Here is a 12,314-nt window from a genome sequence, read left to right on the forward strand (position 1 = left end):
TATGCGCATCGGCCCACTCGGTACGACCCGCTACGTCGGTGCGCAGCGCCGGTAGGTAGTACGCGTTGCTTGCGTTGCCCGTCCACTCCCACCGCAGCCGCTTCGAGGCCAGGATTGAGCTTGTCCGGAGAAGTTGGATCCTTAACCGCGCCAACGGATTTCGGGCATCCGTGTAGTTGTCAACCATTGTGATTGAGGAGAAGGACATGGCACTTTCCGAGGCTCAGAAGAACGAATTCATCGACGCCTACACCAAGGCCTTGCTCTCGAGCTGGTCGAGCGACGAGTACGCCGCTCGCCTCGAGTCCGACCCGCGTGCGGCCCTTGCCGAGGTCGGCCTGGACCTGCCGGAGGGCTCGGTCATCGAGATCACTCGTGCGGCTGCTGACCCGGCTGCCGCAGCGCAGAGCCAGGAGGGTCGCCTAGACCGTCAGGTCGCGCTCTACGAGGCCGGCCTGGAGTCGGGAACCTTCGAGTTCCACATCCCGGCCACCCCGCAGATCGACACCTCCGAGCTCGACGTGGACGAGCTGGCCGAGGTCGCCGGCGGCTCCATCAACTGCTGCTGCTGCCCCTGCTGCTGCTGCGGCTGACGCACAACCTGCGTCAACGACCTTCGGCTGGGCCTTGCGTCAACGCAGGGCCCAGCCGTTGTCGCATCCGCAATCGGTCGGCTACGCACCCAACCCGCAGCGCTAGGTATGCACCCGTGAGCGAGTGCACGACATCGGCCACCACTACGCCTCGCCCCGGTGCGCGCAGAGCTACCGGACCGTAGTGCAGGGGGAGAAATATCGTTCTCGCCCAAGCAAAACCGACGGAATGTAAAGCCGCCGGACGATCCAGGAGAAGAATCACATGGCCTTGACCGAAGCCCAGAAGAACGAGTTCATCGACGCCTATACCAAGGCGCTGCTGACCAGCTGGTCGAATGACGACTACGCCGCTCGCCTTGAGTCGGACCCCCGCGCAGCGCTGGCCGAGGTCGGCCTCGTGCTGCCGGAGAACGCCACCGTGACCATCGGCCGGGGCGAGCCCACCAGCGCCCAGGCGGAGCAGAGCCAGGAGGGTCGTCTCGACCGTCAGGTCGCGCTCTACGAAGCCGGCCTGCAGTCGGGCAACTTCGAGTTCCACATCCCGGCCACCCCGCAGATCGACACCTCCGAGCTCGACGTCGACGAGCTGGCCGAGGTCGCCGGCGGCGACATCAACTGCTGCTGCTGCCCCTGCTGCTGCTGCGGCTGACCACCCCTTCGACTACGACAACCGCAGGGGCGATCGCATGACACTCTCACAGACGGCGCGACGCCGGTTCGTCGATGCCTATTCGCACATGTTGCTGACCAGTTGGGGCGACGAGGCCTTTGCCGCGCGGCTCAACGGGTCGGACCCGGCCGCCGCGGTTGCCGAAGCCGGCGTCGAGCTGCCGGCCGGTGCGCGCGTCATGATCGTGCGTCACACGGCTGAGCAGATCGGTTCTGCGGCAGCGGGATCCGGCGACCTCGAGGCGCAGATCGCGCTCTACGAGGCCGGCCTGGAATCCGGTGACTTCGTCTTCCATGTGCCGGACACCCCGGTGATCGACAACGAAGACCTTGACGTCGAGGACCTCAACGCCGTTTCCGCGGGAACGACCTACTGCTGCTGCTGCTGCCCCGCGTGTAGCAGCTGCACGATCTGACTTCCATCCACTTCCATCCAACCGTGAACTGACAAAAGGAAAACTGACATGACGTCTTCGAAGGACTTCCGCGACATCTACCTCCAGTTCCTCATCAAGGACTGGACCGACGAGTCGTTCTCGCAGCGCATCGACTCCGACCCGCGCGGCGCGCTGGCCGAGGTCGGCCTGGAACTGCCGGCGAACGTGTCCGTCCAGGTCGTGCGGCACGTGGCGGGCGAGGTCAACCCCTACGCCGGACAGGGCAACGAGGCGGCCCTCGATGTCCAGGCCGCGCTCTATGAGAAGGGCCTGGAGAGCGGCGTCATGCAGCTCCACCTGCCCGCTGCGCCCGCCGCGGAGAGCTCGGACCTGTCCGAGAGCGACCTCGACGAGGTTGCCGCCGGCGAGGTTCCCTGCTGCTGCTGCTGCTGCTGATCAGCACATTCAGGCACTGCCACGACGGGCAGCGTGACCGCTTGCCGGCCACGCTGCCCGTCGCCATGTGCCCTCCTTCCGAGGCACTTTCTACGCACGACTTCGAGCGCATTGCGTAGTCCATCGGTGCCCGGCGCTTCGGTAAAGCGCCCCAAACTTGCAGCGCTGGCATACGAAAGGGGGCGGCCATGACGGTCACCGACGATTTGCACATCGATGTCCACGGACTGCGGAAGATGTACGGCGATTTCCCTGCCGTCGATTCGGTCGACATGCAGGTCCGCAAAGGTGAGGTCTTTGCTCTGCTGGGGCCCAATGGGGCCGGCAAGACAACGACCGTCGAGATCCTGGTCGGTGTCCGCGACCGGAGCGCCGGGACCGTCGCCGTCCTCGGCGAGGACCCGCGTCGGGACGCTCGCTCGTGGCGCAACCGCCTCGGTGTGGTGCCGCAGAACACCGGCGACTACCTCGATCTGACCGTCCGTGAGGTCGTCAGCCACTTCGGCAGCTTCTACTCCGACCCAATCCCCACCGACGAACTCATCTCCATGGTCGGCCTGACGAGCAAGGCACGGGCCAAGACCACCTCGCTCTCCGGTGGCCAGCGGCGTCGCCTCGACGTGGCGGTGGGTGTCGTCGGACGACCGGAACTGGTCTTCCTCGACGAGCCGACGACGGGGTTGGACCCAGAAGCCCGGCGCGAGGCTTGGGACCTGGTCAACTACTTCCGCGAGCTGGGGGCCACCACCGTCTTGACGACGCACTACCTCGACGAGGCGGAGGCGCTTGCCGACCGGGCGGGCATCATCGCGGCCGGCAAGATGCTCACGGTCGGCACGATCGCCGAACTCGGCCGCACGGCAGGTGCGGCGACGTTGATCTCGTTGACCGGGTTGCCGCAGGTCGAGCGCGTCATCCCCCGCGAGTTGGGGCTGGTCGAGACCACGCGCCCCGACGACCGCGCGCCGATCACCACGATCAGCACCGATCACGCCACCGAGGTGCTCTCGCGCCTCATCCCGTATGCCCGCGAGCACGGCTGCCACGAGATCCCCGGCCTGTCCGTGCACCGGCCGACCCTTGAAGACACCTACCTGCGCCTGATCCAGCGAGAGGACGCGAAGCGATGACCACCACCATCTCCACCGCGGGAACGAGTGCCACCGCGCCTGCGGCACGCGCCGTGCCGACGCGGACCGAACGACGCCTGCCCGGCCTGCTTGCCGCCTCGCGGGTGCGCTCCGCGGCCGAACTGCGGATCTTCTTCCGCAATGTTCAGTCGCTGGTCTTCACCCTCGCCCTGCCGATCATCTTGCTGGTCATCTTCGGCTCGATTTTCACAGGCAAGATCGCGGGCACCGACACCGATTTCAAGCAGTACTTCGTCGCCGGCATCGTGGCGGCGGGAGTGATGAGCACCGCCTTCACCGGCCTGGCCATCAATGTGGCCCTGGAGCGCGAACTCGGACTGGTGCGGCGACTGGCGAGCTCGCCGATGCCCAAGGGCGCCTACTTCGTCGGCAAGGTCGTCCTGGTCGCCGTGACCTCGCTGCTGGAGACGATCATCCTCGTCGGCATCGGCACGGCCTTCTTCGGCCTGCAGTTGCCCTCCGACGGCAAGCACTGGGCGGTCTTCGCCTGGGTCTTCGTCCTGGGCACCGCAGCGATGGCGCTGTGCGGGTTGGCCTATACGGCGATCATCCCTTCAGCATCGGCCGCGGCGGCCATCGTGACACCGCCTTTCCTTGTGCTGCAGTTCATCTCGGGTGTCTTCTTCCCCTTCAACCAGCTGCCGGGGTGGATGCAGAACGCCGCCGGACTCTTTCCATTGAAGTGGCTGACGCAGGGATTCCGGTATGTCTTCCTCCCCGAGGACTTCCAGGTCGTCGAACACGGTGGCTCGTGGAACCTCCCCGCGGTGGCGATCGCGTTGGCCATCTGGGTGTGCGTTGCCGGCTTCTTGACGATGGCCACCTTCAAGTGGCGCGGTCCGAAGGTCAAGTGAGATGTCCGTTGCCACACACTCACCCGTGGCGCCGCTCTTCTCCTTCGCCTTCCTGCTCAATCCCGAGCCCACGCTGGCCTGGCTGCGCGAGAACGACCCGCTGCATGCCCTCGCGGGGACGGATCTGATCGTCCTGACCCGCTACGAGGATTGTGCTGCAGTCTTCATCGAGCCCGCTTTCACCGCGGCCGGCGGTCAGGCCCGTCGCGTGGAGGCATCCGGCGCGCCAGTCTCCATGCTGAATACCGATGGGCCGCAGCACCACAGCCTGCGCCGCCCGGGCGCTGCCCTGCTCGGCCCGCCGGCCCTGCGCCGGGTGCTCCCCGGGCTGGCTGCAGCGGCCGGTGCGGTCGTCGCGCCGTTGCATTCGGGCAGCGACCTGACCCGGGATGTCAGCGAGCCCTATGCCACCCGCGTCCTGACCACCGTGCTCGGCATCCCGCCTGACCAGGTCGCCTCCTTCGACAGGCACGCGCGCGCAGTCGCGGTGGCGCTGGATCCGATGCCCCGGCCGGCTTCGGCACGCGCCGGCCAGGATGCCGTAGCTGCCCTGCATGCTTTCGCCGACGAGTTGATGGACGCCGCCCTGGCCGGCAGTCCGCTGGCGCAATTGGCCGCGAGCGGACTGGATCGGCCCGACGCCCTGGGAATCATCACGCTGGCCACGGTCGGCGGCTGGTCACCGCTGGCGGAGTTGACGACCGTCGCGGTGCATCGTGTCCTGGGCGATCCCGAACTGCGCGCTCGGATCGTGCGCGAGAACGGCTTCGCGGCACGGTGGTGCGAGGACGCGATCCGCTGGCATACGCCCATTCCCTTCGTCTCCCGGCGGGCGGATCGCGATGTGGCGTTGCCCTCGGGGATCGTGCCTGCCGGAACCCAGGTTCTCGTGCACATCGGATCGGCGGATCGCGATCCGTCGGGCTTCGACGCGCCTGGGGAGATCCGGGCCGATCGCGACCACCCTCGCGACCACCTCGCCTTCGGCGCCGGACCGCACTACTGCCTGGGCGCCGGACTGGTGCGTGCGGCGCTCCCCGTGCTGTTGACGACGCTGCTGAGTGCACATCCGCAGATCGCGCTGCGTGCCAAACCCCTTGTCTGGCAGGCCAGTGCGTTCCCTCGCCGTCCGATCTCGACCGTCCTGGACCTGGCATGACTCCCGACGTGGACGTCGTGGTTGTCGGCGCGGGCGTCGCCGGCCTGAGTGCGGCCCGCCGCATCCAGAAGGCGGGTCACGAGGTTGTGGTCCTCGAAGCGCGGGAACGGGTCGGCGGCCGCGTGCTCACACACCAAGCGCCGGGCCTGCGCCCGATGGAACTCGGCGCCCAGGTGCTGCACGGCAGCGATCACCCGGTCTGGTCGCTGGTCGACCGGGACTCGGAGGCGACGGGGATCGACGGTGCGCTGATCGACAGCGCGGTCTGGATCGACGGGTCGACGCATGCGTTGGACGCGCGTGGCGATCTGGTCGCCCCGCTGGCTGCCCATCAGCGGCTGCGCAGTCTGAGGCGTCGATTGGGCCCGATGGCCGGTGGCCTGACGGTCTCGGCCGCCCTTCGGATGGCTGGGGTCACCGGGGCCGGGGAGTTCGCCGCCCGGCAGTGGGTCGAGCAGGTCAGCGGCGTTGCGATCGGTGATGTGCTCCTCGGGCGGCTACTCGCCGATGCCGCTCTGGCCCCGCCGGCAGGAATGAAATTCCTCCTCGGCGCCGGCCTGAGCACCATCCCCGGACGTCTCGCCGAGGGCCAGCGGGTCGCATTCGGCGCTCCGGTGGTAGCCATCGAATCCACGTCCGGGGGAGTGCGAGCCATCACCACGTCCGGAGCCGTATGGCATTCGCGCGCAATGGTTTTCACCGCACCCCCACCATTGGTCGCTGATGGCACGGTGGTTATCGCCGGTTTGCCGCAAGCCAAGGTTGACGCCGCGCGCGAGCTACCGGCAGCACCCGCGGTGGTCGCCGGCGTCCCCGTGGCGGCACCGGCCACGAATGACGGTTTCGTCTTCGACCCGGAGCTGGGCTTCTTCACCTGGCATCGAGGCGAGCAGCACGTGATGCTGGTGTCCAAGGGCACCCAGGCTGCTACCGCTGCGCACTGGGCCGCGCAGCCCGAGCGGGTGGCCGAGACGCTCGCCGGTATTGGGTGCCACCGCCTGGACCCGACCCGCGAGGTCGCGCTTCAGGATTGGAGCGCCGAGCCGTGGTCCCGGGGGGCCTTCACCATTGCGCCCGATCCCTCGAGCACGGCCGCTGCGCGCTGGCGAAAACCCTTCGGGCGCATCCATTTTGCCGGTGAGGCGACCCACGCCGACGTCGGACATCCCTATCTCGACCGTGCCATCCGCAGCGGGCTTCGCGCCGGCGACGAGATCCTGGCAACTGCTCAGACGAAGGACGTGGCATGACGGATTTGCACGCCGGCTGGTATCTCCTGGCCTTCACCTCTGCCATTACCGAAGAGCTGACGCCGGTCACCGTTGGTGATCGCCGGCTGATGATCGTGCGAAGCGAGGGCGCCGACGGACCAGCGTTCCAGGTGGCCGACTCGACGTGCCCGCACCGCGGAGCCAACCTCGCGATCGGTGGGAGCGTCCGGGGCAACTGTGTCGTCTGCCCCTTCCACGGCCGGTTGATCCGGGTCGGGACGCACCCCACCCGGCCGAGTGTGCAGGCATACGACACGGTGCACATCGGTGAGCTGCTCTTCGTCCGCTTCGGCGACGATGCATTGGGGGACAATGGTTTTCCCGACGCCATCCGGCGGCTCACAACGGGCAGGGAGATCCGGCCGGCCGTCGACCGGGCGGTCGACGTCCCGGTGGAGTTCGTCGTCGAGAACGCCTTCGACATCGAGCACTTCCCGACGGTGCACGGAGTGCCGAGCCTGCAGGGCATGGTCACTGAGCGCGCCGCCGACGGCACGCTGTCCATCGGTGGTGACTTCGTGACCATGGCCGATCCGTGGTACGACCTGCGCTACCGCAAGGCGGCGGCGGACTATCTCGGCGGATCGGGTTCGCGCGCCGCGCACCGATCGGCCTTCCGGGCGGTGGCCTTCAGCCCCACGGTCGTGGCGACGTCGTTCGGCAGCGGAACCGGCGACCCAATCATCCTCACCGGCGCGCTCCCGACCCCCGACGGCACCCAGGTGCGCGTCGCGGTCATCGGCGACGCCGGCCAACCCTTGGACTACATCGTGGACGGCTCTCGATTGGCCATCTCTCAGGACAGCGTCGTCTGGGCGAATCTCGACCCCGACGCCACCTGGGACCTTGGGCCGGAGGATGTCAACGTCGTGGCCTTCCGCGACTTCGTCGCGCAGTTCCCACTCGCCCCCGCTCGCAGGCGTCAGGGGGCCCGAGTATGAGCGAGACACCCGTCTCTTGGGTGCACGGCTACACGATGAACTCTCGGATCTGGCGCGAGTTGTGGTCGCTCATCCCGGGGCGTGATCATGTCGGGATCGATCTGCCCTTGCACGGCGTCAACGCGGGCGAGCGGCCCCCGGCGAGCATGAGCGGCTGGGCCGCGGGGGTGGCCCAGGAGATGGAGCGCAATGGTGCCCGCGACTTGGTGGGCCTGTCCTTCGGGTCGAGCATTGCTTTGCAGGTCGCCGTGGAGCGCCCCGATCTTGTCGATCGGCTCGTGCTCGCCGCGCCCACCCTCAGCGGGGTGCCCGACGACCCGCAGGCTCGAGCGAAGTACCTGCTGCTGATGATGCAGATCGGCCACCTCGGTCCGGGGTCGGCGCTGGCGCGGTTGTGGATGAACGACCCACCACCCATCTTCGCCGGCCTGCGACGCTTCCCTGCCCGGTATGACGCGATGGCGGCCGAGATCTCGGGTCACCGATTCGAGGAGTTGCGCTCCGGCGCGATGAGTTCCCTGGCCCGCACCGTGCAGGACGCCGATGTGCTCGGCCGCGTTGAAGCGGAAGTGCTCCTCGTCGTGGGCACCGAGGACATGCCGCAGTTCCGGGCGAACGCCGAGCTGATCGCCGCGACGGTGCCGCATTGCGCAACCTTGACGATTCCGGGTGCCGGCCACCTGCCGATCCTCGAAGAACCCGAGCGATGCGCCACCGTGCTGGCCGACTTTTTCGACAAGGTTGCAGCGCACGCCTGAGCGGGGGTCCGCGACGTCCACAACCGGTGCCGCGCTCGGTGCATCCGGAAGCCACCGGGTGGGGCGGCTGCTGAAGGGTGTCAGCCGAAGACGCTCAGAGCACACTCACCACGTTGGGGCGCAAGCACTTTCATCAACTCGACGAGGTCCTCACGGGAACCGAGGCTGAGCTTCCGGTAGACATTTCCCAGATGTGTGTCGACGGTGCGTTTGCTGAGGAAGAGTGTCTTGGCGGCGTCGCGATTGCTCATCCCCTTCACGACGAGATCGACGACGCGCAGCTCGGCGGGGGAGAGCATGTCGAGGGTCGGGGCGCTCACGGGCTGTTCGTCGTCGGTGAAGACTTCGGCCGCCCGGGCACCGAGGACCGTGCCTCGCCGGGCGGCAGCGGCGGGCTCGATCGCCGCCCACTCGCGCCAGGCGGCGACCAGGTCTGTCTCGACGTGCTGGCCGAAGTCCGCCTGGCCCTTCGCGCGGAAGATCGATGCGAGGTGGGGCCGCCAGTTCACGAGCGACGGGTTGACAACCCCGCACTTGGTCAGGGCCCGACCGCACTCGAAAAGCTGGCGCACGGCCTGGTCGGCGCGCCCTGCCAGCAGGTCGCAGCGGGCGGCGAGGTAGGTGCGATAGAGGGCCAGTCCCGGATGCGGGTTGGCGATGGGGTCGGGCAAGGCGGTCACGGGCCGCCGGGCCTCCACGGCGGCGTGGATCGCGGACAGGCGCGCGAACGCCTCCAAATTTGATGCGCCGAACGCGGCGAACAGCTCGGCACCTGCCTGCGCCTGTTGCTCGGCCTGGTCGAAATGACCGAGCCGGATCAGGGCTTGTGCTCCGACCAGGTGGCCCATTGCGCAATCGGCGAGTTCACTTTCGGAGGCGGTGAACGCGGCGACCGACGCCCACCGGTGGGCCGCCTCGTAGTCGGCAAGACCGAACCATGCCAGAGCTAGCCGACTGGCGAGGGGCGCGCTGACGCTGAGAATCCCCTGCCCGCTGATTGCCTGATCCAAATTCTTGACATCGGGTTCTGCCGCGTAACCGTAAAGCGCCCGGTTGGCGAGTCGGGTCGCTTGACGCAACTCGCCAGCACCACTGATGCCAAACACCTCGCGCGCCACGGTGTGTGCTTCGAGGCGCAGCCAGTCGCACAAATCCAGGTCGGCGACCAACGGGGCCACCGCCGGTTCGTCGAGCCAGGCCACATGGGTGGCGAACGCGTTCCAGTCGATGCCGGCCCAACACCGCATGGCTGCGGCCTTGGCCCACGCCAACTCGGCCGGGTCGGCGGACCGGGTGAGCATGGTCGTGGCTACCGCGGCCGCAGTGTCCGGATCGCCCTCCGCCCACGCCTCCGCATAGGCAGCCTCGGCCAGGGGCAGCATCCCGGTCAGGGAATCACCGACGGTCGCTCGGAGCCGGAAGAGTTGGCCCTTGCCCGCGGTGGCCGAGAGCAAGCTGTGCGCATGTCCCGCGGCGACGCGGCGTACGTCCATCGGCGCGCTTCGGGCAAGCACGGAATGCACGACCCCAGCCGACTCCCGCGTATTCGGCTGCAACCCGCACTCGGTCAGCAGAACTTCGAGCCGGGCTGCTGTTGCGCCGGGGAGCCCGAGTTGTTCGGCGGCCGCCCGGGCGCTGTGGACAGGACGCACGAGCGCACTGAGCAGCCCGAGAGTCAGGGCGTCGGGGCCTTGGTCGGCGACGAGGCGCAGGGTGCCCGACTCGAGCGCCGACGCGTGCGCCCGGGACAGGGCATTGGCGTCTACGCTCTCCTCGCCGGCCAAGGCCCGCCTTAGGGCGCGCAGGAGCAGGGAGGAGCCTGCGCACGCGTCAACGGCCACGTCGAGCAGCCCGGGCGCAGCCCAGGGCAGGCCGGCGGCCAGGTCGGCGCGCAGCTCCTCCTCGCGCAGCGGCCGGACATCGATCCAGGTCGTGGTGGACGGAACATTGAGCAGTGGAGCGACGCCGGCTTGGTCGAGTGCCGGATGGAAGCCGATCAGGACGTGGACACCGCGCAGGCGAGCCGCGTGGCTCCACACGATCAATGAGTTGGCCGAGGCCATGGTCAGGCTGTGGAAGCTGTCCACCACTAGCACGGAACCTGGCGGAAGTTCGCCGCTGAGTTCGTCGAGGACGTCGGCCAAGCTCGGGCCCGCAGTCGTGCCTTGCTCACCCGTCCCGTCGGCACGCGTCCACTGCGCCATCGCGCCCTGCGCGCCGTCGCTGCGGCCTGGCAGCACATGCACCCAGCCGCTGGTCACCCCGGCGGCCGTCGTGGCGCGACGCAGGATGCCGGTCACACCACATCCCACGGGACCGTTGAGAACGGCGAGCACTGGTTCTGCGCCCGGCGGGCCATCGAAAAGGGCGGCAACCCGATCGGCATACGCTTGTTCGGCGGCGACATCCGCTGGCTCGGGCGCTATGGGTGCCGGCGGGGCGGATGGGCGAGGTCCTGATGTGCGACTTCCCGTCGCCAATGGTCGTCTCGTGGTCGTCTGTGTCATGGTGGCAACCCCCTGCCAAGCCGTGGGCGCGGACCCACAGCAGTCGAGTGCTCGTCGGTAGTGTCGGCATCGGTTCCGCACTCGGACCGTAACAACGGCGCGAAACCGGGGGAACCAAGAGAGTTCCAAGATTGAGTAAAGACTTCTGCCGCGGGAATGTGCGGACGGGCCTGGTGTGTTGGCATTCAAAACACCCGAGTGAAAGCTGGAATCTCATGGCCACCCGCACCCTGACCGCCGCGGATCTTGAGAGCACGGTCATGTCCACTGACATCGTCCTGGTCGACTTCTGGGCAGCCTGGTGCGGCCCGTGCCGCCAGTTTGCGCCGGTCTTCGAGAAGGCGTCCGAGGAGCACCCGGAGCTCGTCTTCGGAAAGGTCGACACCGAGGCGGAGCAGCTCTTGGCCGCGCAGTTGCAGATCACCTCGATCCCGACGCTGATGGCCTTCCGTGAGGGCATCCTCGTCTTCAACCAGCCGGGCGCGCTGCCGGCAGCGGGCCTGAAGCAGGTCATCGAGGCCGTGAAGGGACTCGATATGGAGCAAGTCCGCAGCCAGCTGGTCAGCGCGCCCAAGGACTGAGCGCCGAACCGGCGGCCTGTTGGCGCTGGCCCTCGCGCCGCGCCGCCAACCTTTCCCCGACGATGTGCGTCACAGTGACAAGGACACGCATCGCCTCGAAGGGGGGAAGGGTATGGACGCGACCACGGCACGGCAGTTCGCGCAACGCTGGGCAGGACCCTGGGTGCGGCGCGCCAAGCGTGAGTGGCACTGGCGGCGTTGCGGCGCCGACCTCGACCTCCACGTCGCGACTCCCGACGACTTTCCGTATGCCGTGATGCAGCATTCGACGCCGATGTTGCGTCAGTTGCAGGGACTGCCGATGCAGTTGCAGCACAACAAGATCACCAACCTTCGCCTTGCGGTCGCTCCATTGGACGGCCGCGTGCTGCTCCCCGGGCAGCGACTGAGCTTCTGGAAGATCGTCGGCAATCCGAACGCCAAGCGCGGCTTCCTCGAGGGCGTGGTCCTCGACGAAGGCACCCTTCGACCGGGCGTGGGTGGCGGTCTGTGCCAACTGACCAACCTCATCTACTGGATGACGCTGCATACGCCCCTGACGGTGGTGGAGCGCTGGCGGCACACCTATGACGTCTTCCCCGATAACGCGCGGACGCAGCCGTTCGCTTCGGGCGCGACGTGCGCCTATCCAGCGCTCGACCTCCAGATCGAGAACCGGACCGATGCGGCATACCGGCTCTCGCTGTCGGTGGGTCAGACGCACCTCGTGGGTGCCTGGTCGAGCGATCGGGCGCCGACGCAGGCCTATCGGATCTATGAGGCCATGCACGTCATCACCAATGAGGCTCCAGCGATCTATATGCGCCGCAACATTATTCGTCGCAAGGTCCTGAACCTGGAGGGCGTCGAGATCGGCGACGAACTCGTGACCGAGAATCACGCGCAGATGATGTACGAGCCGTTCCTGCCCGCGGCTCCGGTGCGCGTCGGCATCGAGGCCTGACCGGGCCTACGCTCGGCCCATGCGCAGCATCCGCTCCTGGGCGATCGCCGC

Annotated in this window: 13 protein-coding genes; 12 read left to right on the forward strand and 1 reads right to left on the reverse strand. The window is 67.9% G+C overall.

The annotated features are described in order from the left end of the window. The first annotated feature begins 206 nt into the window (after positions 1–206). The 10 genes from PKH97_RS01125 (at position 207) to PKH97_RS01170 (ending at position 8,232) form a co-directional block, all read left to right on the forward strand. Positions 207–593 (forward strand): hypothetical protein, encoded by a 387-nt coding sequence (locus PKH97_RS01125; protein ID WP_324385552.1) that lies wholly within the window; start codon positions 207–209, stop codon positions 591–593. A gap of 265 nt (positions 594–858) precedes the next feature. Further along, positions 859–1,245 (forward strand): hypothetical protein, encoded by a 387-nt coding sequence (locus PKH97_RS01130; RefSeq protein WP_324385553.1) that lies wholly within the window; start codon positions 859–861, stop codon positions 1,243–1,245. 37 nt (positions 1,246–1,282) lie between these two features. Further along, a complete protein-coding gene (locus tag PKH97_RS01135; protein WP_324385554.1) occupies positions 1,283–1,681 on the forward strand; it encodes a hypothetical protein in 399 nt (132 codons plus the stop codon). Between the two features lie 48 nt (positions 1,682–1,729). After that, on the forward strand, positions 1,730–2,098 hold the full coding sequence (locus PKH97_RS01140) for a hypothetical protein (protein WP_324385555.1): 369 nt from the start codon (positions 1,730–1,732) through the stop codon (positions 2,096–2,098). Positions 2,099–2,286: 188 nt separating this feature from the next. Next, on the forward strand, positions 2,287–3,228 hold the full coding sequence (locus PKH97_RS01145; RefSeq protein WP_324385556.1) for an ABC transporter ATP-binding protein: 942 nt from the start codon (positions 2,287–2,289) through the stop codon (positions 3,226–3,228). Beyond that, complete coding sequence (locus PKH97_RS01150) at positions 3,225–4,103, forward strand: ABC transporter permease (RefSeq protein ID WP_324385557.1); 879 nt, start codon at positions 3,225–3,227, stop codon at positions 4,101–4,103. Before PKH97_RS01145 ends, PKH97_RS01150 begins: the two co-directional genes overlap by 4 nt. Position 4,104: 1 nt before the next feature. Next, positions 4,105–5,262 carry a cytochrome P450 gene (locus PKH97_RS01155; protein WP_324385558.1) on the forward strand — a complete coding sequence of 386 codons (1,158 nt, stop codon included), beginning with the start codon at positions 4,105–4,107 and terminating at the stop codon, positions 5,260–5,262. After that, positions 5,259–6,512, forward strand: coding sequence for an NAD(P)/FAD-dependent oxidoreductase (locus PKH97_RS01160; RefSeq protein WP_324385559.1), 1,254 nt, complete (start codon positions 5,259–5,261; stop codon positions 6,510–6,512). The genes PKH97_RS01155 and PKH97_RS01160 overlap by 4 nt, the downstream gene beginning before the upstream one ends. Next, complete coding sequence (locus tag PKH97_RS01165; RefSeq protein ID WP_324385560.1) at positions 6,509–7,474, forward strand: Rieske 2Fe-2S domain-containing protein; 966 nt, start codon at positions 6,509–6,511, stop codon at positions 7,472–7,474. Before PKH97_RS01160 ends, PKH97_RS01165 begins: the two co-directional genes overlap by 4 nt. After that, entirely contained in the window at positions 7,471–8,232 is a 762-nt protein-coding gene (locus tag PKH97_RS01170) for an alpha/beta hydrolase (protein ID WP_324385561.1), read from the forward strand. Before PKH97_RS01165 ends, PKH97_RS01170 begins: the two co-directional genes overlap by 4 nt. 80 nt (positions 8,233–8,312) lie before the next feature. On the opposite strand, the gene PKH97_RS01175 is transcribed toward PKH97_RS01170, so the two are convergent. Further along, positions 8,313–10,532 (reverse strand): helix-turn-helix transcriptional regulator, encoded by a 2,220-nt coding sequence (locus PKH97_RS01175; RefSeq protein WP_324385562.1) that lies wholly within the window; start codon positions 10,530–10,532, stop codon positions 8,313–8,315. A 422-nt stretch (positions 10,533–10,954) separates the two neighbouring features. On the opposite strand from PKH97_RS01175, the gene trxA reads away from it, so the two are divergent. Together trxA and PKH97_RS01185 are read left to right on the forward strand one after the other, a co-directional pair. Next, complete coding sequence (gene trxA / locus PKH97_RS01180; protein WP_324385563.1) at positions 10,955–11,320, forward strand: thioredoxin; 366 nt, start codon at positions 10,955–10,957, stop codon at positions 11,318–11,320. A 112-nt stretch (positions 11,321–11,432) separates the two neighbouring features. Then, the gene (locus PKH97_RS01185; RefSeq protein WP_324385564.1) at positions 11,433–12,263 is read left to right on the forward strand and encodes a VanW family protein; all 831 of its coding nucleotides are present in this window, start codon (positions 11,433–11,435) and stop codon (positions 12,261–12,263) included. Positions 12,264–12,314: the final 51 nt, after the last annotated feature.

This window comes from Nostocoides sp. (genome assembly GCF_035343835.1).
In the GTDB taxonomy this organism is placed as follows: Bacteria; Actinomycetota; Actinomycetes; order Actinomycetales; family Dermatophilaceae; genus Nostocoides_A; species Nostocoides_A vanveenii.